Source organism: Allobosea sp. P1_B10, assembly GCF_056406735.1.
In genome coordinates, this window is the sequence record NZ_JBFTZP010000009.1 from 52,402 (window position 1) to 75,280 (window position 22,879).

Here is a 22,879-nt window from a genome sequence, read left to right on the forward strand (position 1 = left end):
GCCATGGCCGGGCTCGTCGGCACCGGCCTATTCCTCTATGCCACGCCAATGCTCGAGGCCCGCTTGGCGCCCGTGCTGTCCGATCAGCGCGTGGACGTCGACGATGAAGATCGCTCGCCGGGGCGCATGTGCTGGACATGGTATTGGTTCAAGAACCGGTTCGCCCAGCCGATCGCCGTCTCATGGTCGATCGCCATTGACGGGACCGCCGTCGAGTTCCCAGCGATCACCGAGCGCCAGCGCGACGGCCTGGTGCTCCGCAACCCGCAAGCCAGCCAGATCGGGCCTGGGAAGAATGACCTCTGCGTCGTCATCCCCAAGGATATCGACCGCGTCGCTGGCCTGACAATCCGAGGCCAGATCAACTACCGCATGCCTCACGGCTTCTGGACCATTTGGCAGGAACTTCCAATTGTCCGAGTTCCCCCATTGAATGGGTAGTGTCCCTTTTTTTAGCGCTCGCGCGAAGAGTCCCTCTTTGGGCTTCGTTACGCCGTCTGTGCTTTGTCAGATCCCAGTGGCAGGGCTGAGCATTCAGGTAAATTTGATTGTCTCAGAGTTGAAGTTGAACTCCTTCACCGTCTCGCGCGTATGCATTGCGTGAAGGTTCACACTGATATCCGCGAAACGCTGCAGTTCTTTTGTCGGCAACGCAAGCCGCATCTCGGTTCCGCGTTCGTCCCGAACATGAAGGAAGAAATACCCCTTGTCGTCGGTAAGGCCGGCGCCAAGGATCGTTTCGAACAGCACCGCCTGTGTCATTACACCACCCCGAGTCGGCGCCAAACGGGCAGCTTTTCAGCGACGAACGTGGCGACATCGGCAGTGACAGCTGTCTTTGCCGATGCGGGGTCCGTGATCGCTTGCCCGTCTTTGATCGGGTTAATCCCCAGCGCGGCCATGGCGGCAACGACATGCTCAGCGATCTTGTCGGCGTTCTTCTGGCCCTCAAACAGCGCGTCCAGTGCGAGCAACTCGGTCGAGTTTGCTATGATTCCCGTCCGGGCCAGCGGCGCTGCGATGTAATTGTACATTCGGCCGCGGCGGGCGCGCTTGCCCAGCATACGGTTGAAGCTCTTTCCGGCCTTGACGTCGGTATTAGCGCCACCGATGACCGGTAAGACATGGCCGGCATGGGAAAGCAGCGCCAACGCCTGAAGTACGCCCGCAGGGGTGACGCCTCGAGCCCCCATCGCGGTCACGATCTCGTTAAACGGCACGATGCGGTCGCCGAGCAGATCGAGCAGCGGGCCGTAGACATCCGGCTTGAGGTCGAGCTCGCCAAGCGGGCCCGCCAATTTCATCGGCACGCTGCTTCGAAGCATGGACAGCGTGAAACTCGTTTGCGCGAGTTCCTGCATGACCTCGAACGCGTTCAGTTCAGCGAGACCGCGAACATAGATGTCGCGCCGGAACTGCTTGTTGACCGCGAAATCGCGCAGCGTTTCCTTCCAAACGGTATCCGCGCCAGCCTCGGCGACAAAAGCCTGCATCTCTGCCGGCACGGCGATCGCATCGAGGTTTTCCGAGATCGTGGCCGAGCCGAGATAGCTCAGCTTGGCCCCGCTCATCATTTCGGCGACATCGGCGAAATTGAAGATGAACCAGTTCTCGTTGAGATATTCATGCGCCAGATAGCTCGGCTGCATCGTGCTGAACTTTTCGATCCGTGACGCAATTGCAGGGTTGTGCTCGAAGAAGCGCGCCTTGCTCTCCATCATAGTCTTGACGACAGCGATCGCCGCGGAGGTCTTCGCCAGCGAATTGCCGCCGACGCGCTTCCCACGCTCGCGCATGAGGCGCTGGACCGGCAGCATCCCGGCCCAACCGGGCAGGCAGTTATAGGAAACATAGAGCATGCCGCCGGGCTTCAGCCGCTTGCGAGCGATCTCGACAATGGCGCGATGCGCATCGGCGGAGACCCAAGTCAGGATGCCATGGAGCTGGATGATGTCGAGGTCGTGCTGTCCCTCATGTGCCTCGGCGGCCAGGTCCTGAAAGCTCGCCTCGCGCAGCGAGATGTTGTTCAGGCCGGCATCCTCGGCGAGCGCGCGCGCATGGGCAACATGCTCGGGGTTGAAGTCGCAGCCTTCATAGTGGCAGGCGGGGTTGGCGGCGGCGCCGAGCACAAAGCCGACGCCCATGCCGAAGCCGAGTTCGAGGACGCACTTGGGTGCCTTGGCGAGACCTGGGTTCTTGCCGAGGCTCAGCGCAGCGAAAGCCAAATGGGCGGGCGCCATCTCGCGATAATAACCGATCGAATAAGCGATATCTGATACGTAGCCTTCGGACCAGGATGTCATCGGCGCTCTTTCCTCTCGTCTTGACATGAAAAAGGCCGCCCCGAAGGGCGGCCTTCCGTTCTTCTTGATCTGACGAAATCAGCCGAAGATGAGGTTCGTCGAGGTCAGGTCGGCAACCTGGAAGCCGGTGACCTTGATCAGGGTATCGCCGACAGTGAAGCCGTCGTTAGCCGAGTCATACAGAGCGTAGGCATCTGCACCGTAGTTGAAGATCGCCCAAGACGGCGCGAGGGCAGCATCCGTAAACGTGCCGGCAAGCACCGCGGCAGCCTTGATATCAGCCGACGAGTTGATCTGGCCGATCGCAGTGGCGTCGAGCGCGGTACGCACGCTGACGGCCGGGACCAAGCCGTCGTCGAGGCGCAGGATGTCTCCGTCAGCCTTGCTGAAGTCGGTGACAACAGCGATGCCCTTGATCACAGTCGCGGCCGAAGTCACGTCGGTGATGTTGCCAGCAGCATTGAACTCAACCGTGTCAGCACCAGCGCCGAGCGTGACCGAGTGAGCCTTGTTGGCATCGATCTCGAACACGTCCGCGCCCTTGCCGAGGGTCGAGGTCACGGCGTTAGCGAAGAGCTCGCCCGTGAAGTTGACCTTGCTGAAGGTGCCGACGCCGGTCAGGTCGAGGGTCTTCAGGCCAGTGCCGGCATTGTTGATGCTGACATCGCCCTTCGAGGTGACCGTGATACCGGTGAGATCGTTGTCATTGAAGTTCACGCCCGCGCTGGCAACGGTGACGTTGGCAGTTACCGTTTTCACAGCAGCGTCCGAGAAGCTGATGTTGCCGGCATACTTGGCGTCGATCGAGACTGTCGCTGCAGCGGGAGCCGAAGCATAGCCGACAACGAGATCAGCGGCGGTCGCGGTAGCGACGTGCACGTTGGTCGCAACATCGAGACCCGTGACGGTCAGCTTGTTGGTCGAAGCAGCACCGAGCGTGAAGTCGGTCAGGCCCTTGATGTTGGCAACGTTGGCAGTTGAATCACCGACGCTGGTGATAACTGTCAGCTTCTCAATGCTCTTGAGGATGTCAGCAGCGGGGGCGAAAGCGACGCCGCCGTTGGTCACGGTCAGCGTATCGACACCAGCGCCACCGTCGATCTTGATGGTGTCGTTGTAACCGTTGACGCCGATCGTGCCGGAGATCTTGTCACCGAACTGCGTGGTCTGGCGACCTACTCCGAAGCTCGGACCGACTTCGCTCGCAGGAGTCAGCGGAGCCGGCGGGACGCCGCCGCCGCCAGCAAGGGTCAGATCGATCGTCGCGCCGAGGGTGCCGACGCCGTAGACAGTCGACGGGGTCTCGGCGCGAGCCTCGTTGGCAACCGTGTTGATCAAGGCTTCGATGTTGTTGTCGAAATTCGACGGATCGGGCGCGCCGCTGGTGGCATCAGGGCCCGTTGCAGCGTAACCGATGATCTGACCGAGCACGGCGCCCTTGGCCTGCAGAGCAGCGCTAGCAGCCGGAATGCCAGCCTTGGTGTAGATGTCCGTAAAGTAGGCAATCTGGCCGACGAGGTTGGCGAGGGCGCCAGTCGTCGGGACAGCGCCGTTGAAAATGGAAGCATACGCGGTCGTGACAAAATCTGTCGCCGAGAGCGCACCATAACGTGCAGCAAACGTGGCAGTTGTGGTCGGGTCCTGAGCGAAGGCCTTGCCGAGAGCTTCATATGCACCGAGCTGTGCGTTCGCCGACTTCAGAACGTTGGTATAGTAGTCGTTCTGGGTCTTCGCGAATGCTGTCAGCGAGTCGATACGGGCCGAGGTCGGCACAACGCCTTCGATAAAGGTCGACAGCGCGAAGGCGGCCGTGGTGGTCGTGCTTGCCTGAGCAATAAGGCCCGCCTGGTAAGTTGCGAAGGTGGTCGTGCCACCGTCAATCGCCGCTGCGACTGCGGTAGCAGTGGCTTCATTCAGCGGTACGCGGTTGATCGCCTGATAAGCCGCCTGAACCTGTTGGACAGTAGTAAGTGCCATGGGAATTCCCTCGGTTGTGCCCCTTAGCTGGTCGGCTGACTCGCTAAGTTGAAAACGGCTATACAGTAATGCTCTAATGGCTGACAAGCCCTCTCATTCAAGGTGACGCAACGGAAATGAGATTCATGCCCAAAAGAAGCGACCAAATTCCCTTGCGTCATGACGTAGGGTGGTCGTCGTGACAAAACTTCCGGCGAGTCCAGGCCGCGTTTCGCACGTGCAGAAGTTCAAGCCTGCCGTTAAGAAGCGACGGCTGATTCGCGCGCCTGAGACTTCGGAGCCAACCGAGGAGGCATTGCGCACGGTCGCGGCAGGTGCTTGGCTGAAAGGCCTTCGTGAGGCACGGGGGCTAAGCCAACGCGATTTGGCCGCCGCGCTCGAGATGAAGCACTACGCGCGCATTTCGCAGATGGAGAGCGGCAAGATCCATCTGCAGCCGCATCTCTTCGAGCAGGCCGCGCGCGCCTTGGGGCAGGAGCCCAAGGCCTTCGTGATCAAGTTGCTCTCTTACTACGCGCCGGAGACGTTCTCGATCCTGTTCGGAGATGGGCAGCTGCCACCGGATGCCAAGTGAGCACGCGGATAATGCATTCACCTGACTTCATGTTGGGCGCCTCCTCAGGCGCCGGAGGTGCGACGGGTCTTGGAGCCGGGTTTGTCTAGGGCCGGCTGATCGGCTTGATCTAAATTCTCTTGGTGGGCTTTCGCTTGCGCTGAAATATCTATGGGCGCGCTATGTGCCGTAAGGTCATTCTTTTTATCGGCCAGCGTGCGGCGAATTCGAGCGCGCTGATGTACCAGTGAGAGAGTGCTCTTACGCGCCACGTCTACGATCCCCCGGTGCAGAAACTTGAAGTCTTGGGCCTGCTTAGGGAGATCATATATGAGGCAATATTGATGGCGCTATGCCGAGCATTACAGATAGAATCTCTGTTGCAAAAGAGCTTCAGTTCCCTTGCGGCATGCGTTATTTTTCTTCGGCGATTGTGCCCTCACGTAACAGGGCGGAACGATTCGCCGCGCCACCCGTTCGCGACTCCAATCGAGTTAGGAGTTGCGTCATGTGTGCCCAGCGAATGTTGCGGTCAGGCCCGTGGAGTGAAGCCATTAGAAGCGGCAAGGTGCCGCGACCCGATACCCGGCAGGAGGCCTTGCCGCTCGGCGATGCGGCCGAGCATCAGGGCCGGCGAAATACCGATCCGGTAGCCGAGCAGGCGCAAGAGTTCGCTCGCAAACTCGACGACCTGGCGGGGGTGCTGGCTAACCCGCTGAACGAAAGCGACGCCGCCTGGGCGAACGCCAACATCAGCATGGTCGCAGAGGAAGCGGACGATTTGATCTCCACGCTGGTGGACGATGCAGAAGACAAAGGCCTCGAGGCGACCGGCGATTGGATGAATGCTCCACTTATCGAGCAGCGTGAGTTCGAGTTACCTAAGCCCGACGCCGAGGCCGACAAGGCCGATGCCGACCACGATCGGAAGATGAATTCCTGAGCCTACCTGTTTCGTTGCGTTCGGAGTTGCGTTTGTGTGTGCGCGTCGCTTGTTGCGGTCCGGCCCGGTGGCCGAGACGATTGCCAGCCCTGTGGTGTCCCGCCGCGTCAACAAGCGCCAGCGCGGGCTTCAGCTGGATCCGATGCCCGAACGGGTCGAGCCGTGCCTGGCCCTGCTAGCCGCCAAGGCGCCGACCAGTGAGGATTGGGCCTTCGAGGTGAAGTGGGACGGCTACCGTCTCGCGATCCACGTCGGGCCCGGCAAGCTCCGGATACTCACGCGCGGCGGCCACGACTGGACCTCGCGCTTCCCGACCATCGCCCATGACGTGCGCGAGCTCGGGCTCGACACTGCGATCCTCGATGGCGAGGCCGTTGTCCTGGACGAGCGCGGCGCTTCGGACTTTGGGGCGTTGCAGAAAGCGCTCGGCGGGCGCGGTGGAAAGAAGTCTGCGGCCGGCGCCATCCTCTATGCGTTCGATCTGCTCTACCTCGATGGCCGGGATCTGCGCGGCCTGCCACTCGAAGAACGCCGGGCGATGCTCGAGCGCCTCCTCGGCAAGCAGCACAGTTCGATCCGCTTGAGCGAGGAGGTGAACGCGCACGGCGCGGACTTCCTGAAGCTGGCCTGTGAGCTCGGGCTCGAAGGGATCATCGCCAAGCGCCGCGATGCGCCGTATCGATCAGGCAGGGGCGGGGACTGGCTCAAGATCAAGTGCGTCCAGTCGGAGACGTTCCTGATCGTGGGCTACGAGCCGTCGGCTGTGGCGCTCGGCGGTATAGGCCGGCTGCTGTTGGCGGCCTACCAAGGCGACCGTCTGGTCTATGTCGGCGGTGTCGGTACCGGGCTCACCCAAAAGACGGGCGCGGCTCTGAAGAAGCAGCTCGACGCGCTGGTGATCGAAAAGCCCGCAATCGCCCTCAAGCGAAAGAATGTGCGGTGGACGCAGCCGGTCCTAGCGGCCGAGGTCGCTTTCCGCGCGTGGACCGACGACGGGAAACTCCGCCACGCATCGTTCAAGGGACTGCGCGAGGATGCCGACCAAGTCGAGGTGTATCGCCTTGATGCCTAGTGCCCAGGCCGGCTCACCTAGGCGAGATGGCAGTCAACCCTAAATGGCCTTTTCATTTCGATCCTCTGACCGCCGCGAGGCGGTCAACTGCGGCACGTAGCTCTGCCACCACCGCGTCACCCCGCATGCCTCTGATCCCGATCTGATAGCCAACTCCGCCTGGCGTACCCTCGAGCATTATGTCCCGTTGCTGGCGAGGGAGGGCAAGCAGAAACGCCGCCTGGCACTCCAGTAGCCACTCCTCCGAATTGATCGGCACCCATTCGCCGGTTAGCTCGGACTGCATGAGCCGAGCTCCGTCAATATCCTTCAAAGGCATAGGCCATTCCAATTTGATATTCGTTTCAGACTGCTCCTCAACCAGCAGTCCGCTCAGTGTCGCCGGCAACCTCGCCGCCGTTGCCGCGGTCCCACTCCTGAGCAGCGTCTAGCAGGTCGATCAACAGGTTCTCTTCTTTTGAGCCCTCGGGGGCGCCGGATAACGCCTCGATCTCATTCATGACCGCCTCGTATTGCTCGGGGGTACTGATCACGATCTTGGCCATGGCCGCTCTCCTGTCGAGCGCAGAACGATCGCTGATCATTCCGGTTCCAGGGACGCCCATGCCGTGGCCCTTGCCGGTTCTCTCCTTCATCACGCGGTAGTGCTCGTGAATGCTCATGCGGGACTGGAGGCGCTTGCCGCCGCACTTCGAGCAGCGGAAGCGCTGCCAGATGTCGATGACGCGGGTGTCGTCGGGCAGGCCGTCTGTAGGCACGTCGGCGAAGCGATGGCAGTCTAGGCAGTGGAGTTCGGCCAGATGAAGACCCTGGGCACGCTCGCTGGGCGCGGTCGGGTAGTGGTGGTTGTCCATATGAAGGTTGGTGCTCGGCCGGTTGAAGCTTGACTCGTTAGATCGATTTCGTTCTCATTACGTTCTCATTATAGAGGGCGCAATATGGAACCAGCAGAGCGGCAACCAGAGCCGGATCTGGATGATATCGAGTGCGAAATCGCTGATCTGATCGTCGAGCATGGCAGCGAGCGCGCGGCGCTGCGTGCAGTCCTGCAGGATTGGGACACCCTGCTGGCAGACGCCGATCGCTCAATCTCGCGCGGCTTCCTGCGCGGCTATTTTTCGCAAGGAGCGCGCCCGCTCAAGGTTGTCGATGAGCCGTGAGCGACGAGCCTCATCTCGGCACGCCGCTGAGCCGATATCCCTGGGTCGTCATTCGGTTGCGCTGCCATGTCTGCGCGCGGGAGGCTGATGTGCGACTGGCGTCCTGCGCCGCCCGTTACGGCCACCGTCTGCCGGTTCAGGTCGTGCTGCGCGCCTTCATGGGTCCGTGCCCTTACACGCCGTTCACCGAGCTACGGAAGCCGCAGAAATACGGCCATCGCTGCGGTGCCTACCTGCCCGATCTCTACACGACCCGGCCACCCGACCTGCCGCCGAGCATGACGGGGTTGACCTTGATCGAGGGCGGCAAGGACGACATGCTGCCAGCTGAGCCTGTGCCAAATAAGCGTCGGCGTAAGGTCGGCGAAGACTGATCTTCGCGAATGCCCAGGATGAAACGACAGCCGACTTCATCCATGGCACCCACCACAGCGATCTGCGAAAGATGCGCTATGTCATACGCCCAATCAGCGCGCGCTACCTTCGTCAACATGCTGGGGACCCTCGACCATTTGATCGTCAAGGCCCAAGGCGCCGGCATGGCGGACGACGTGCTGGATGAAAAGTTGACCGACGACATGTTTCCGCTGGAGCTGCAATTTCGCGTCGCACTCAATCAGGTTGTGCTTGCCCTTAATCAGGTCGGAGGGAAAAACCTTCCTCTCGAGGAAGCTACGTACCGAACTCTCGTGGAGGTCCGGGATAGAATTGCTGCCGTGCGCTTACATGTCGAACAGTCTGATCCAACTGAATGGGGTTGTGCCGACGATGCCATCGACCTGACGTTACCCAACGGCGTTCGGTTCGTGATGTCTTCAGAGGAGGATATTCGAGACTGGATCGTGCCGAATTTCTACTTCCATGTGACCATGTCCTACGCACTGTTGCGCAATGCTGGATTAGGCGTCGGCAAAATGGATTTCCTTCCGCATATGGCACGATACGTGGTTCCGGCAGAGCGGTGAGGTCCGCTAAGGGTCGCTTGCTGACGCGGGGTCCCGACATTGCGTCCCGCCGACGGCGATGCCATACAGGGGGTAGGGTGTTCCGCCGAGAAGTTCGGGCGGGCAGGAGAAGCGTAGGTCGGGCCGCCAGCGCGGGAAACCTGCGCCTATGCCTCGCTCATTTTCTACTTTTCGTGAATTCCTACGCAACGAGGCCGCCGGCGGTCTGGTCCTGTTGGGCGCAGCCGTTCTCGCCCTCGTCGTCGCCAACTCGCCGCTGGCACCGGCCTACTTCGCTGCGCTGAAAATATACATAGGCCCGCTCAGCCTGCTCCACTGGATCAACGACGCCCTGATGGCGGTGTTCTTCTTGCTCGTCGGCTTGGAGATCAAGCGCGAGGTCCTCGACGGCCAGCTTTCCACCTGGGGCCGCAGGACGCTCCCGGGCGTCGCCGCGCTCGGCGGCATGATCGTGCCCGGCCTAATCTATGTGGCGTTCAACCGCGCCGACCCTTCGGCGCTGCGGGGCTGGGCGATCCCGGCAGCCACGGACATCGCCTTCGCGCTTGGTGTCCTGTCCCTGCTCGGCTCGCGCGTGCCGACCTCGCTCAAGGTATTCCTGGCGGCGCTGGCAATCATTGACGACCTCGGGGCCGTCATCATCATCGCTATCTTCTACACGGCCCAGATCAACGTCTACGCCTTGCTCGGCGCGTTGTTCGTGCTCGGCATCCTGCGGGCGCTGAGCCAATTTGGCCACGATCGCCTGGGCCTCTACCTGATTTTCGGCGCCGCCCTGTGGGTGCTCGTCCTCATGTCGGGTGTCCACGCCACGATCGCCGGCGTCCTGCTTGCGCTGATGATCCCGATCGTGCCAACGCCAGGCAAACCCGAAGCCTCGCGCGAGGTCTCGCCGCTGCACCGGCTGGAGCATGCCCTCCACATGCCAGTGGCGTTTCTCATCGTTCCGATTTTCGGGTTCGCCAACGCCGGCGTCTCGTTCGCCGCGATCACGCCGGCCGTGCTTGGGGACACACTCGCGGTCGGGGTCGCTGCGGGCCTCCTTTTCGGCAAGCTCATCGGTGTCCTCGGCGCGGCCGCGCTCTTGGTCCGGGCTGGCTGGGCCGACCTGCCGCCATACGCGACATGGCCTCAGATGCTCGGCGTCTCGCTGCTCTGCGGCATCGGCTTCACGATGAGCCTGTTCATCGGCCTGCTCGCCTTCGACGATCCCTCAATGCAGGATCGCGTTAAGCACGGAATCCTGGCTGGCTCTGTCCTTGCGGGTTTGGCCGGTTACGTGATCCTGCGACTGCAACAGCCAGCATTCATCCCTCGTGCGGAGAAAACGTCATGACGCTACTTGGAGCAGGCCTGTTGACCGCTGCTTTGGCTCTGGTCTTCATCTTCCGGGCCAAGCCCGATGGAACGTCTCGTCGTGTGGTCAGCGGCCCACTGGTGTCTTCGCTATTCCCGACCCTGATTCTCGGGCTCATCGCCTTCGGGGCGGCGATAATCCTGATGCGGTTATTGGGTTGAGCAAGACCGGCTGCTCATCATGCTGACCTTAGCCTACGGCTTGATGGCGCTAGGCTTCGTTCTATGCATCGTCGAGCTTCTTAGGGGTGTCGATCGCCCTACGATCGGCGCGACTGCGGTTTGGTTCGCGGCAGGCGTGTCATTGATCGTAGTCGGTGGCGTTATCCGAAATCACTCGTAGCCAGCAGTGGTTTCCAGCGGCGCTTTCGTGGTTCCGTCAATTTTTTTCGGCCATCCAGAGCGCGGGACGCTACCTGCGATAGCTGCGTCCGTCGCTTATGTTCGAAATGGGTCGTAAGCGGAACCGCTCGACGAAAGAGACTGCAACCGATTTCCGCGTTTCGGAGCCGGTCGTGGCGGCCGTTTGAGTTTGGCCGGCGCGTCTTGTGAGGCTTGGGATTAGGGCTCCGAGGGCCGAGATGCTAGGAAATGGACGCCCATCCTCACCCGCAGTGACCGCCTCAAGTTGTATCGTAAGCTGGCTGGTCGGCTGGAGCGGGCACAGTGCGCGTCGCAGCGGTGTCCGATCGGATCAAGCGGGACGCGCCCTATATCTTATGAAGGGCGCGTGGCTCGACGGCGGGCGACGAGATGCGCAGTGCGCCGATACGTGCTACGCTCGCAAAATCGGGAGAAGGAGCATGAAAATGCTGCGAGGTGCTTTCCGCCGTTGTGGTGTCATCACAGCTATCGCGTTCTCTGCTGCAATGTTTATCTCTGATGCCCACTTCAACGTTGCTGAGGCACAGAAGGCGCGGGCGGAGGATCTTGCTTGCGGCAAAGAACTACAAGAGCGGTGCAGTGGCAAAGGAGTGCCGGTACAAACAGACGCGGCTGGGTGGGTCAAAACAGACCTCCTTAGTTGCCTTTCCCAAGAAAAAGACAAGTTAGCAAAAAAATGTGCGGCACGCGCGGCTAATGTTTTGAAGAGCTGCAACGCGGATGCCAATCGACGTTGTAAAGGAATCGTGGCGGGTCAGGGCAATATTCTCGCATGCCTTACAACGGCAAGGCGCGTAGTTTCCGCGCGATGCAATGCGGCTCTTGATGCCGCTTACTTGCGCCAATGATCCTATCTATACGGTAGCGACCTACAACTGTAGTAATGCCCCCTGACCGTCAATCCATTACCGAGACGATGCCGCTTGCGGCGTGGCGGCGTTCGCAGCCAAGAGTACCGGCCAGAGCGGATCGTCAGCGTCGCCGGCTGCGTTCGCGCCCATATCGAGGCTGCCCTGGTCCTGTCCGGGGTCGAGGCCGAGCTGCATCACCTGCCGTTTCCGGGCAACGGCCATCAGAACAAGTTTGTCGCCGGGCTGCGCGAGTTGCTGCTGCAGCTGTGATGCCGCCGGCATTGTCCTCGATGCCCGCATCAAGGCGCGGGCGTTGATCTGCGGCGGCGAGGTTCACAACTTTCGCACGGGTCGGCAGGGTCCGTGAGCAGAAGCGGTCGCCTGCCGAGAACGGATGCTGCCCCCAATCGCGACTTCGGCACCACCCCAGCATCGCTTCCAGGCAGCGCTCCAGCCCCAACTCTGTGCCCCTTGGCCGGCTGGCCAATCAGAATGCCCGAAGCTGACCTTTGCCACGTCGGCTATGGGTCGATAGCTGACGGAACCCCCGCGGTCGGTTAGCCTACCCGGATGTGTAACCTCTACAGCCATACTCGGAACGTCGAGGCGATGCGCAAGTTGTTCGCGACGTTCGACGATGCCGGCGTCAACATGCCATCGCAGCCCGGCATCTTCCCGGACTACCAAGCGCCGATCATCCGCAATGAGGGCGGAAGCCCGCGGCTCGCTATGACTCGCTGGGGCATGCCGAGCTCGAAGCAGTCGATCTATCAAGCCGCAAGCAAGCGGGCGGACAAGCTGCGAGCGAAGGGCAAGGAAGTCGACTTCAACGAACTGCTGAAAGTCGAGCCTGACGGCGGGACGACAAACGTCCGCAATACCTCGAGCGCGCATTGGAAGCGTTGGCTGGGCGTCGAGAGCCGCTGCCTGGTACCGTTCACGTCCTTCAGCGAATTCGACCATGGCTCCAAGCAGGATGTCTGGTTTGCCTTTGGCGAGGAGCGGCCAACCGCGTTCTTCGCCGGGATATGGGCACCGCAATGGGAGAGCGTCCGCAAGATCAAAACCGGGATGGAGACGATCGACCTCTATGCCTTCCTGACGACGGAGCCGAACGCCGAGGTCGGGGCGATCCATCCGAAGGCCATGCCGGTCATTCTCACGACGCCGGAGGAGGGCGAGGCGTGGATGACAGCGCCATGGGAACAGGCCAGGGCGCTCCAACGGCCGCTGCCTGATGGTGCGCTTACGGAGGTGGCTCGAGGCATCAAGAAGGACGGGGAGGATGGCTGACTGAGTCGGGCCGGTTGAGCCTCGTCACAGCCAAGTCCAGATCAGAGCCGCGAGCACGCCGACAACGGCGCCGACCAGCACGGCGAACAGCAGCGTCCCTGTGAACGGCTTTTCGCTCGGAGGTGTGTCCGGGTAGAGCATCCCGCCACGCTATCAAGGGCTGGGAGGAGGTTCAATTCTGGTATCGAAGTGCGTGGGCATCGGCTCATCCCCGCGCGGTCGCCCCTTGATTGGTCGCGGAGCCCATTTCCGCTGCATGCTTCTTAATACCGGAATTGCTAGCCCGCGTCTTATCGTAGCGATTGGTTTTGGGCTGCTGGCGTGACCTTGCCGCTGCTCGACCTTTCGGCCATGAAGCCATCATCTCTCCCCTAGATCGGACCGCCCGTGCCCGCCACAGCCGCCTGGAAAGACCTGCCCTCCCGCCCGGCCACCGACATCGATCCATTCCCCGGTAGCGGCGAGATGGGCGAGCGGATACGCACGTTCGACTGGGCCAGTACAAAGCTTGGCCCCATCACGACCTGGTCGAAGTCGCTGATGTTCGTGACGCGGCTGATGCTGTCGTCACAGCAGCCGATGTGCTTCTTCTGGGGCCAAGATCTGGTGATGCTCTACAATGACGGCTACCGGCCGATGCTGGGGCAGCGGGAGCCCAGCGCGCTGGGGCAGTCCTTCGCCGACGTCTGGTCCGACGTCTGGGAGGACGTATTGCCGATCACTCGGTCTGCCCTGTCGGGCGTCGGGGTTCGGGTCGAGGAAATGCCGCTGACCATGACCCGCAACGGCGAACCGGAGGCGACCTTCTGGACCTTCGCCTATACTCCTCTGCATGATGACGATGGCGTCGTGAGGGGGCTGATCAACACGACGATCGACGTGACCGCCTCCGTCAAGGACCGGGCGGCGCTGGCCAAAGCCGCACTGGATGCCGAGACGATGCTGGAGGAGCAGCGCCAGAGCAACCGCCAACGCATGATCCTTCAGCGAGAGCTCGCGCACCGGATGAAGAATACGCTCGGCATCGTGCAGGCCATCGTCTCGCAGACGATGAAGCATTCAGACAACATGGAGACCGCGGCCGAGCGCATCAGCGGCAGGTTGGCCGCCATGTCGAGCGCGCAAGATATCCTGACCGAGACCAGCTGGTCCGCGGCCGACATCGTCCATGTCGTAGATAGCGCCCTAAGGCCCCATGTCGACCGCTCGGCGCGCGTCAAGGCGGTAGGACCGAACGCCGAGATCTCGGCGCAGCAGGCGCTTGGCCTGTCGCTCGGCATCCACGAGCTCGCGACGAACGCCATCAAGTACGGCGCCCTGTCGGTGCCCGAAGGGCAAGTCGACATCGAGTGGCTCGTAGCATCTGACCGTACGTTTCGGTTGGAGTGGCGCGAAAGTGGGGGGCCGGCCGTCATCGCAGGAGACCGTAAAGGTTTCGGGTCCAGGCTCACTGAACGGATCGTGCCGGCCTATTTCGGGGGCAAGGCGAGCATTTTCCGAGAGGCGTCCGGCGTTCGCTACCTGCTGGAAGGCAAGCTTGAGACCCACGAATAACGCCGTCTCGCCGTGCAACGATTCGAGCAAAGCTGAGTTAGATCACCATGTCCCATGCCGCCGCGCCGATCACCGTTCTCGTTGTCGAGGACGACCACTTCGTTCGCATGGACGCCGTCGATATTGTCGAGGAGGCCGGCTTCATCGCACTCGAGGCCGAGAATGCCGACGAGGCTTTGCGGCTAATGGAAGATAACCCGGCGATCCGGATCATCTTTACGGACATCGACATGCCGGGATCCAGGGATGGCATCAAGCTCGCCCATGCCGTTCGCGATCGCTGGCCGCCGGTTACGATCATCATCGCGTCGGGCCACCATCGACCGGCATTGCATGAGATGCCCGCAAGAGCCCGCTTTTTTCCGAAGCCCTATGCTCGGGCGGCTGTCAAGGCGGCGCTCCTGGAAGCGGCATAAGCCTTTCCAGTTGCGTCATCGAGGCCTCTGGAGCCTGTGCCGTCGAATGAGATGAGGTCATGAGCGCGGCTGCGTGGACGGATCGGCGGGACAATTCATGCGAAATCCCCAGTAAAGTCGGCAGGGGTGGCGGGACAGAAATCTGCTCTAACCCATTGACGACGCTAGAATGCGGCGTTTCGGGCGAGGCCTCCAACATCTCTAATCTCTGATTTCATTTAGTTTTTGACCACGTTGTCCTGAGCGTGAGCCATCACGCCGGGCACTTGTTCCGCGGTCGAATCCGTCATGGGTCGGCCGTTGGTGTCGCGCGAGGCTGGCGGGCAAACGCCTGCCCAAATCGCTGGTGCGCGCCCTCCGATGTGTTTGCCGGTTGCTGTCGTGTCGTGCTCGCAAAGCTGGGTCGGCTAACGATGCGGCGCCTTCAACGGTGGCTTCGTCCCGGCGATAACAATCCTGCTCCGCCGATTGATGTCATTGCCGCGGTGGAGTCGGCTCGGGCGTCTCAACGCCGCGCCGACCCACTCGATCGGGGGGATCGGCAACGCCGTCATGCGATCCGGCATCTGCGCGCCTGATCACAGCCTCGGGCCGAGTGCGTCAGAACGCAAGCGCTGGCTCGGGCTCATTGCTTCGAACGATAAGCGCCGCAGCATTCAAGCGGAGCGACGCGCACCACGGCAGGCAAACATCGGGAGCGCTAGCCGCAACTACGCGCAGGGGGAACGAAATCGATGGATTTCGCCGGATTTTCGCTCGATGAATCCGAATTATTGTCCTGCTTGGAGGGTGGTCGTTCCGTAAGGTTATCTTGCACAGATTTCTGCTGTTCATCGTCTTTTCGCTTCGCAGCCTCGCGCCGAAGTCGAGCAAGCCGATGGATCTGAGAAAGTTTGCGTCCCGCAGTCACTTTCCGTTCCTCCAATACAAATTTTATCTCTAACGAGCTAGGTTGATGCTAGATCGAAAGATGTAGAACAGCGCAAGCCCGTCTTTGGTTTCATGCATTTCGTTACGGCGAAGCCGTGCTGTCAGGCGATGGCGGTGAGCGTCGTCGACTACCGCGCCGGGTCCATTCCGGCGTGCCGCTATCGCGGATGTCATGGGCCCCATCGGAGCCTCGCCACGCGCTCCTCCCCATGATCGCGGCAAGCCTTAGCTGTCCCTGACGGCGATGCCCTTGATACAGATCAAGGGCCGCGAATCCGTGACGCTGCGCGGGCGCGGGCACGCTGCGCTGAGAGCCGGCGCGATGCTCGCGGCCAGGGGCGCCCATGGCGTCAGAGGACACCGAGGCGCGTCCACAGCGGCAGCTTGCCCTCGAGGAAGCCCTTAACCTCCTGCGCCAGCATCTGCATGACCTCAGTGGGGTCGGTGATCGGCTTGCCCTCGCGGTTGAGGGTGATCCCCAGCCTTTCGAGCTGCTGCTTGATGTGCAGCATCAGCGGCTCCGGCTCGCGCGGCGTCCCGTCGAAGAGCGCGCCCAGCATCAGCATCTCGGTCGATGTCGCGGGCAGTCCGGCGCGCGCGGCGGGCGCCGCCAGGAAATTATGGATGCGCCCCTGCGCTGCGAGGTCCGCCAGCATACGGTTGAAGCGCTGCGCGGGCGCGTGCTCGGCTTCGATCCCGCCGAGGATCGGCAGCACCTGCCCGGCATGGACCATCAGGGCCAGCGCCTGGAGGGTGCCTGCAAGGCCCACCGTCGTCAGCGCGGGCAGGGTCATGATGGCGTCGAAGGGTACGATCCCGTCGGCCAGGCAATCGGCTATGGCGCCGTAGATCTCCGGCTTGGCATCGAGTTCGCCCATCAGGCTCGGCAGCTTGAGGGTGACGGCGCTGCGCGGCATGGCAAGCGTGAAATGCGTTGCGTTCAGTGCACGCAGCATCTCGACATTGTTCAGCGTGGTCACGCCCCGGGCATAAATGTCGCGGCGGAACTGCTTGTTGCCGGCGATGTCGCGCAGCGTCTCCTTCCAGATCGGATCGCTGGCCTGGGCTACCATTTCCCGCATTTCGGCCGGGACCGAGACGGCGTCTATGTTCTCAGCAATCGTCGCCGAGCCCAGGAAGGAGAGCTTCGCCGCGCCGAACATCTCGGCGACATCGGCGACGTGGAAGATGAACCAGTTCTCGTTGAGATATTCGTGGGCCAGATAGCTCGCCTGCATGGTCCCGAGCTTGTCGATGCGCTGATCGATGACGGGATTGCCGGCGAAATAGCGGCCCTTGCCCGCAATCATCGCCTTGACGGCCTCGACGGCGCCGGCCGTCTTCGCCAGCGAGGAGCCGGCATGGCGCTTGGCGTGCTCGCGCATCAGGCGCTGCACGGGCAGCATCGGCGCCCAGCCCGGCATGCAGTTATACGAGACATAAAGCAGACCGCCGGGCTTCAGCCGCTTGCGGGCGATCTCGACGATGGCGCGTTGCGCGTCTGCCGAGACCCAGGTCAGGATTCCGTGGAGCTGGATGATGTCGAGATCGTGCTGGCCCTCGCGGGCCTCGGCTGCCATCTCCTGGAAGCTCGCCTCGCGGATCGTGACATTGGTCAGCCAGGCCCCGTCGGCGAGGCTGCGGGCATGGGCGACATGTTCGGGATTGAAGTCGCAGCCCTCGAACTGCGTCTGCGGATTGGCGGCTGCGGCGAGCACGAAGCCAAGGCCCATCCCGAAGCCAAGTTCCAGCACGCGCTTGGTTAGCAATGCGCCGCCAGGGCTCTTGCCCAGACTCAGCGCGGCATAGCCGACATGGTCCGGCGCCATCTCACGGTAGTAGCCGATCGAATAGGCGATGTCGGAGACGTAGCCTTCGGACCAGGAAGTCATTGGCAGCCTTTGAAGCCGAGCTGTCGTGAAAAAAAGAGACCGCCCGAAGGCGGTCTCTCATTAGCGGTAGGCCGGGCAGATCAGGCTGCCAGGATGTCGGTGCCCAGAACAGCGCCGGTGAAGCCCGTCAACTTCACGATGCCGTCGGCTGCTGTCACAGAGCCGGCAGCGGCGACATCGTTGAAGATGTAGGTCGAGCCGTTGAACTCGAAGAACACCTTGTCCTCAGCGGCAACCGCTGCAACGGCCGTAAGGGCAGCCTGTTCAGTCAAGATGCCCGTCAGATTTGCCGTTGACTTAACGACGCCGGTGAAGACGATCTTGTCCGATCCCTTGGTGAAGTCGGTGAACTCGATCATCTTGGTCAACGCACCGTCAGTGAAGGCGACGTTGCCAGCAAGCCCTGTGACCGTCACGAAGTCATTGCCGGCGCCGAGGGTAACGACATCCTTGTCCTGATCATTCGTTGCAATGAAGAACGTGTCATTGCCGGCGCCAAACTTGATGGTCGAGTCACCGCCGAAGTTGACAGCAGTGGCTGTAGCCCCGAGCGAGATCGCCTTCGTGGCGGTCGAAGCGTCGAAGGTCTTCAGGTTGGCTCCGGTCAGCGATGCTGCTGCAAGTTCGCCGGCGCCGGAAACCTTGACAGTCTCCGCATTCGTGGCGACCGAAGTGATGCTGTTCTTCACGACGTCGACATTGAGCGTCTTCAGGTCGGTGGCGTTGCCGTTCACCGTGGTGACGCCGCCCGTTGCGCCCGACAGGGCCAACTTGGCGTCAGCCACACCTGCGGCGTACGTGAAGGTCGAGCCAGCGGCTGCGCTATCAACGCCAACCGTCACGCCGGCCTTGACGTCGGTCACGGCCAAAACGCCGGCACTATTGTTGTTCCAGAGCTCTTGAACGCCCGAGAAGTTTGTGGCCGCGACATTGATACCAGCGCCGGTCGCGAAGTATAGCTTCTCGACATTGGCGATCGTGGTGTTGGCCGTCAGGTCCGAACCGAGTGTCGCATAGAGAACGTCGTCGCCAGCCGAGCCGTCGATCGCGATCTTGAATGCGCCAGCTTGGGTCACAGTGACGTTGGCAGCCTTGGTACCGATCGAGTCATTGCCAGCAGCAGTATTGACCGAGATGTCCTTCGTGCTGCCGCTGATGGTGCCCGAAACGGTGTCAGCGAACGCCGTTGCAGTCACGTTGCCAGGAGCTGCGCCGTTAGCCTTAACGTCCAGCGAAACAGAGCCGTCGGCAGCAATGGCAATCGTCGCGCCGGCGCCAGACAAGGCTTTGCCGTAAACAGTCGAGGGCGTCACTTCGGTGCGGGCTTCGGTGGCGAGGGTAGCCAGAGCGGTGGCGACGCCATCGTCAAACGACGAGCCAGCCTCTGTGGTCGCATCGGTCGCAGTGACAGCGTAGCCGATGATCTGGCCGAGGACGGCGCCCTTGGCCTGGATGTCGGCCTGAGCCGCCGGGATGCCGGCCTTGGTGTAAAGGTCGGTGAAGTAGGCGATCTGGCCAACGAGGTTGGCGAGCGCGCCGGCCGACGGGACCGGAGAGTTGTTGAAGACCTGAGCGTAAACGTTGTTGACAAAGTTGGTGGCGGAAAGTGCGCCGTACTTTGCAGCGAAAGCAACGGTGGTGGTCGGGTCAGCAGCGAAAGCCTTGCCGAGAGCTTCGAACGCGCCAAGCTGTGCATTCGAGGACTTCAGGACGTTGGTGTAGTAGTCGTTCTGGGTCTTAGCGAAAGCGGTCAGCGAATCGACCCGAGCCGAGGTTGGCACAACTCCCTCGAAGAATGACGACAGCGCAACGGCAGCCTGCGTGGTGGTCGCAGCCTGAGCAACGAGGCCATTCTGGTAAGCGAGGATCGATGTCGTGCCGCCATCGATGGACGCTGCCACTGCGGCGGCGGTCGCGTCATTCAGGGCTACGCGGTTAACGGCCAGATAAGCGGCTTTAACTTGTTCGACTGTCGTAAGTGCCATGGGAATTCCCTCGGTTTTGCCCCTTGGACGGTCGACTGACTCGCCAAGTTGAATTGCCTATACAGCATTGCTGTAACAGGTGACAAGTGGCTTTAATCCAAAAGGACCTAACGTCAAATTTCAAAGAACGCAGAGTAGATGGACATTACCTTGGGGAATGAGGCGAATCGAGGGAATCTGAGATTCTTCTGCCTCGTCAGAAAAAAGCAAAAAATAGCCAAAAATGCCTCAATTCCGCAAGGGCAGCCTCAAATACGGCGGCAAAAACAGCTTTACATCCGAGGTGGAGATATGGGTGGAGATGTCAGCGGTTGGTGAACGCGAAACGAGAGGGTGAGTGAGAATGACGTAGGGGAAGCGCCGAGTGTTCCCAAGGGAATATCTGGGTCTCTGATCGGGACGTCACGGTATGCCGCGCATCTTCGCTCCCTATCGATTCGATATCGATTCCCTTACGGCACAGGGTGGCGCCGTCGGTAGGTGAGCTTTCCTCATCCTGCCTACCGGTGTGCTCAATAAGGAGAGCGATACAAAAGGTGCGATTCCGCTGCGTCAGCTCTGCGAGCATCGCGCGCGAGTCCTTACATCGCTGCGCGAACTCCCCGACGTTTCGCTGTCGGGGTTGCCGTCGAGTGTCGGGGCGGGAGCGGTGATAATTCTCACTGCTGCCGGGTCGCGCTCCGCGGTGGCGGGTTCGCTGATGTCGCATGGCGGTGGTTGAGGGGGGCTCGGCGTCTTGCCTTTTGGTGCGGCGTCGAACACAAACGGTCTGACCGGGCCAGGCTACCAGGACTGCACAGGCGCCCGGCGGACGGAGATACCGGTACATGCACAGTTTCGCAGCGCTGCGCCGCATGATGGTCGACTGCCAATTGCGGACATATGATGTCACGGACCGCGCGGTGCTTGCCGCTGCCGACGCCGTGCCGCGTGAGGCTTTCCTGCCGGAGGCGCTCTCGCACCTCGCCTATCTCGACCAGTCGATCGCGCTGCCGGGAACGGGCAGGGCGCTGGTTACCCCGATGGTCGTGGTCCGCATGATCCAGAACCTCGCAGTGCAACCCGGCGAGACCGCGCTCGAATTCGGTGGCGGCACCGGCTACGGCGCGGCGCTGATGGCGCATGTCGGCGCCAAGGCAACATTGTGGGAGCCCGATGCCGAGGCGCGTGCCCTGGCAGGTCCCGCTTTGGCGCAGGCCGAAGTCGGCGCTGTCGCGGTCGTCGCCGAGCGCCCGCGCGACGGCAGCTTCGATGTCATCCTCGTCGGCGGCGCCTGCGAGATCGCGCCCGACAGCCTGCACGCGCTCCTGCGCGACGGCGGCCGGATGGTCGCGGTCGAGGGGATCGGGCGTTCGGCGCGCGTGAAGCTCTACCAGAAGTCGGGTTCGGTCGTTTCCGGACGGCCGATCTTCGATGCGGCCGCGCCCGGTCTGAGTGAATTCCGGAAGGTTCCGGCCTTCGTGTTTTGAGTCGGAAGTGTCGCATTTTTGCGGCACTGCGGCAGCGAAACCGTAGGCGAGCCCGAGTCGGCGTTGGCGTTCGGTCAATGTCAGGGTATGTATAAGACTCACGATATGCCGAGGCTGGGGCGATGCCTGGGCGTGACTACAGTCCGCACATGAGGCGTCCGGTGACACGACCAAAATTCGATAAGAAGATCGCAGACAAGGCCGTGGCTGCTGCTGTGGCGCTACTCCTGGGCGGCGGGCTGGCCTCGCAAGCCAGCGCGCAGACGATGGATGCCGCGCTTTCGCGCGCCTATTCGGCCAATCCGACCTTGAATGCCCAGCGTGCCGCAGTGCGCGCGACCAACGAGAATGTGCCGCAGGCTCTGGCCGGCTATCGCCCAAGGATCCTCGCATCGGCCGATATCGGCGCGAGCATCACCGACATCCATCAGCCCTTCAGCGCATCGCAGGGGACGAGCCGGGTCGGCGCCACCAACCGCCTGGGGCCGCGCGGCGCCGGCGTGCAGATCGACCAGAACATCTTCGACGGCGGCAAGACCCGCAGTTCCGTCAGCCAGGCCGAATCGCAGGTTCTGGGCGCCCGTGCGGCGCTGCGGAATGCCGAGCAAAACATCCTGCTCGACGCTGCGACCTCCTATATGAACGTCCTGCGCGACACCGCGATCCTCAACCTGAACCGGAACAACGTCGAGGTTCTGGAGGAGCAGTTGCGCCAGACGCGCGATCGATTTCAGGTCGGTGAAGTCACTCGCACCGACGTCGCCCAGGCTGAAGCGCGGCTCTCATCCTCGCAATCCCAGGCGATTCTCGCCGAATCCAACCTGAAGACCAGCATCGCGCGCTATCGGCAGAATGTCGGCGCCGAGCCGGGCCGCCTCGCGCCGGGCCGGCCGGTCGAGAACCTGATGCCTAAATCGCTGCCTACGGCGCTGAATTCGGCTTTGATCGGCCATCCGGCTATCGTCGCCTCGCTGCATGGCGTCGACGCAGCCGAACTGCAGGTCAAGGTAACAGAAGCCGATCTTTATCCGGTCGTCGGCGTGCGAGGCATCCTGCAGCAGCGCTACGACGTCACCCAGTTCGGCGACAACCGCGCCACGGCCAGCCTGGTCGGAACGCTGACGGTTCCGATCTACGAGGGTGGACAGGTCTATTCTCGGACCCGCCAGGCCAAGGAAACAGCCGGCCAGCGCCGGATCGAGGTCGATACCCAGCGTGATACCGTACGCGCCGCCGTCGTCTCCGCCTGGGGCAGCCACGAGGCCGCCAAGGCGCAGATCGTCGCCGCCCAGGCTCAGGTCCAGGCAGCCGAGACGGCACTTGCTGGCGTTCGCGAAGAGGCGAAGGTCGGACAGCGCACCACGCTCGACGTGCTGAACGCGCAGCAGGAACTGGTGAGCGCCCGCGCGACGCTGGTGACAGCGCAGCGCGACCGTGTCGTCGCCTCCTATGCCGTCTTGTCGGCCGTCGGCGTGCTCTCCGCCGAGAAGCTGAAGCTGAAGACGGAAATCTACGACGCCCGCCGGCATTACGATCAGGTCAAGGGCCTGCTCTGGGGCACGCAGACGCCTGACGGGCGTTGATCCCCGCGAAGCAAGGCGTCGGCTCGTCCGGCGCCTTCGCAGTTGCATGATATTCCAGTCACACTCGGCATTTCTCCTGTGGGCTGGCTGAAACGCGCCTTGTCTGGGCTCTGTGCCATGAAATACTCCGCAACAGGGCTGCCATGATTCGATCAGCGGGCCCTCTGTCGAGTGGTCCGGACCGAACATGAGC

At 62.0% G+C, this 22,879-nt stretch carries 23 protein-coding genes; 16 read left to right on the forward strand and 7 right to left on the reverse strand.

The annotated features are described in order from the left end of the window. Window positions 1–3: 3 nt before the first annotated feature. Entirely contained in the window at window positions 4–441 is a 438-nt protein-coding gene (locus AC1D2L_RS18690; protein ID WP_476847401.1) for a hypothetical protein, read from the forward strand. Between the two features lie 93 nt (window positions 442–534). On the opposite strand, the gene AC1D2L_RS18695 is transcribed toward AC1D2L_RS18690, so the two are convergent. The 3 genes from AC1D2L_RS18695 to AC1D2L_RS18705 all read right to left on the reverse strand — a co-directional run bounded on the left by AC1D2L_RS18695 (window position 535) and on the right by AC1D2L_RS18705 (window position 4,280). Beyond that, window positions 535–762 carry a hypothetical protein gene (locus tag AC1D2L_RS18695; protein WP_476847402.1) on the reverse strand — a complete coding sequence of 76 codons (228 nt, stop codon included), beginning with the start codon at window positions 760–762 and terminating at the stop codon, window positions 535–537. Further along, complete coding sequence (locus AC1D2L_RS18700) at window positions 762–2,303, reverse strand: class I SAM-dependent methyltransferase (RefSeq protein WP_476847403.1); 1,542 nt, start codon at window positions 2,301–2,303, stop codon at window positions 762–764. Before AC1D2L_RS18700 ends, AC1D2L_RS18695 begins: the two co-directional genes overlap by 1 nt. A 78-nt stretch (window positions 2,304–2,381) precedes the next feature. Further along, window positions 2,382–4,280 carry a hypothetical protein gene (locus tag AC1D2L_RS18705; RefSeq protein ID WP_476847404.1) on the reverse strand — a complete coding sequence of 633 codons (1,899 nt, stop codon included), beginning with the start codon at window positions 4,278–4,280 and terminating at the stop codon, window positions 2,382–2,384. Window positions 4,281–4,497: 217 nt separating this feature from the next. Between AC1D2L_RS18705 and AC1D2L_RS18710 the strand changes: the two genes are divergently transcribed. The 3 genes from AC1D2L_RS18710 to ligD all read left to right on the forward strand — a co-directional run bounded on the left by AC1D2L_RS18710 (window position 4,498) and on the right by ligD (window position 6,848). Further along, window positions 4,498–4,854, forward strand: a complete 357-nt coding sequence (locus AC1D2L_RS18710) for a helix-turn-helix domain-containing protein (protein ID WP_476847405.1) — start codon at window positions 4,498–4,500, stop codon at window positions 4,852–4,854. Window positions 4,855–5,401: 547 nt separating this feature from the next. Next, complete coding sequence (locus tag AC1D2L_RS18715; protein ID WP_476847406.1) at window positions 5,402–5,776, forward strand: hypothetical protein; 375 nt, start codon at window positions 5,402–5,404, stop codon at window positions 5,774–5,776. Between the two features lie 67 nt (window positions 5,777–5,843). Next, window positions 5,844–6,848, forward strand: coding sequence for a non-homologous end-joining DNA ligase (gene ligD, locus AC1D2L_RS18720; protein ID WP_476847407.1), 1,005 nt, complete (start codon window positions 5,844–5,846; stop codon window positions 6,846–6,848). A 52-nt stretch (window positions 6,849–6,900) separates the two neighbouring features. Here the strand turns inward: ligD and AC1D2L_RS18725 are convergent, their stop codons facing one another. Further along, window positions 6,901–7,167, reverse strand: coding sequence for a DUF7696 family protein (locus AC1D2L_RS18725; RefSeq protein WP_476847513.1), 267 nt, complete (start codon window positions 7,165–7,167; stop codon window positions 6,901–6,903). A 37-nt stretch (window positions 7,168–7,204) separates the two neighbouring features. Continuing rightward, on the reverse strand, window positions 7,205–7,702 hold the full coding sequence (locus AC1D2L_RS18730) for a hypothetical protein (RefSeq protein WP_476847408.1): 498 nt from the start codon (window positions 7,700–7,702) through the stop codon (window positions 7,205–7,207). A gap of 84 nt (window positions 7,703–7,786) precedes the next feature. Between AC1D2L_RS18730 and AC1D2L_RS18735 the strand changes: the two genes are divergently transcribed. The 10 genes from AC1D2L_RS18735 (at window position 7,787) to AC1D2L_RS18780 (ending at window position 14,827) form a co-directional block, all read left to right on the forward strand. After that, entirely contained in the window at window positions 7,787–8,008 is a 222-nt protein-coding gene (locus AC1D2L_RS18735; RefSeq protein ID WP_476847409.1) for a hypothetical protein, read from the forward strand. Next, window positions 8,005–8,382, forward strand: coding sequence for a hypothetical protein (locus AC1D2L_RS18740; protein ID WP_476847410.1), 378 nt, complete (start codon window positions 8,005–8,007; stop codon window positions 8,380–8,382). The genes AC1D2L_RS18735 and AC1D2L_RS18740 overlap by 4 nt, the downstream gene beginning before the upstream one ends. Before the next feature lie 78 nt (window positions 8,383–8,460). Then, window positions 8,461–8,973, forward strand: a complete 513-nt coding sequence (locus AC1D2L_RS18745) for a DUF1993 family protein (RefSeq protein ID WP_476847411.1) — start codon at window positions 8,461–8,463, stop codon at window positions 8,971–8,973. 148 nt (window positions 8,974–9,121) lie between these two features. Then, window positions 9,122–10,309, forward strand: coding sequence for a Na+/H+ antiporter NhaA (nhaA, locus tag AC1D2L_RS18750; protein WP_476847412.1), 1,188 nt, complete (start codon window positions 9,122–9,124; stop codon window positions 10,307–10,309). After that, a complete protein-coding gene (locus tag AC1D2L_RS18755; protein ID WP_476847413.1) occupies window positions 10,306–10,491 on the forward strand; it encodes a hypothetical protein in 186 nt (61 codons plus the stop codon). Before nhaA ends, AC1D2L_RS18755 begins: the two co-directional genes overlap by 4 nt. A gap of 641 nt (window positions 10,492–11,132) precedes the next feature. Next, the gene (locus AC1D2L_RS18760) at window positions 11,133–11,561 is read left to right on the forward strand and encodes a hypothetical protein (protein ID WP_141740031.1); all 429 of its coding nucleotides are present in this window, start codon (window positions 11,133–11,135) and stop codon (window positions 11,559–11,561) included. 75 nt (window positions 11,562–11,636) lie between these two features. Next, entirely contained in the window at window positions 11,637–11,834 is a 198-nt protein-coding gene (locus AC1D2L_RS18765) for a hypothetical protein (protein WP_476847414.1), read from the forward strand. Between the two features lie 300 nt (window positions 11,835–12,134). Further along, a complete protein-coding gene (locus AC1D2L_RS18770) occupies window positions 12,135–12,857 on the forward strand; it encodes an SOS response-associated peptidase (RefSeq protein ID WP_476847415.1) in 723 nt (240 codons plus the stop codon). A 387-nt stretch (window positions 12,858–13,244) separates the two neighbouring features. Beyond that, window positions 13,245–14,411, forward strand: coding sequence for a sensor histidine kinase (locus AC1D2L_RS18775; protein ID WP_476847416.1), 1,167 nt, complete (start codon window positions 13,245–13,247; stop codon window positions 14,409–14,411). Window positions 14,412–14,458: 47 nt separating this feature from the next. Continuing rightward, on the forward strand, window positions 14,459–14,827 hold the full coding sequence (locus tag AC1D2L_RS18780; protein WP_476847417.1) for a response regulator: 369 nt from the start codon (window positions 14,459–14,461) through the stop codon (window positions 14,825–14,827). Window positions 14,828–16,107: 1,280 nt separating this feature from the next. Here the strand turns inward: AC1D2L_RS18780 and AC1D2L_RS18785 are convergent. Both AC1D2L_RS18785 and AC1D2L_RS18790 read right to left on the reverse strand, forming a co-directional pair. After that, window positions 16,108–17,649, reverse strand: coding sequence for a class I SAM-dependent methyltransferase (locus tag AC1D2L_RS18785; protein ID WP_476847418.1), 1,542 nt, complete (start codon window positions 17,647–17,649; stop codon window positions 16,108–16,110). A gap of 80 nt (window positions 17,650–17,729) precedes the next feature. After that, the gene (locus AC1D2L_RS18790; protein WP_476847419.1) at window positions 17,730–19,634 is read right to left on the reverse strand and encodes a hypothetical protein; all 1,905 of its coding nucleotides are present in this window, start codon (window positions 19,632–19,634) and stop codon (window positions 17,730–17,732) included. 827 nt (window positions 19,635–20,461) lie between these two features. On the opposite strand from AC1D2L_RS18790, the gene AC1D2L_RS18795 reads away from it, so the two are divergent. Together AC1D2L_RS18795 and AC1D2L_RS18800 are read left to right on the forward strand one after the other, a co-directional pair. After that, window positions 20,462–21,103 carry a protein-L-isoaspartate O-methyltransferase family protein gene (locus AC1D2L_RS18795; protein ID WP_476847420.1) on the forward strand — a complete coding sequence of 214 codons (642 nt, stop codon included), beginning with the start codon at window positions 20,462–20,464 and terminating at the stop codon, window positions 21,101–21,103. A gap of 161 nt (window positions 21,104–21,264) precedes the next feature. After that, window positions 21,265–22,686, forward strand: a complete 1,422-nt coding sequence (locus AC1D2L_RS18800) for a TolC family outer membrane protein (protein WP_476847421.1) — start codon at window positions 21,265–21,267, stop codon at window positions 22,684–22,686. Window positions 22,687–22,879: the final 193 nt, after the last annotated feature.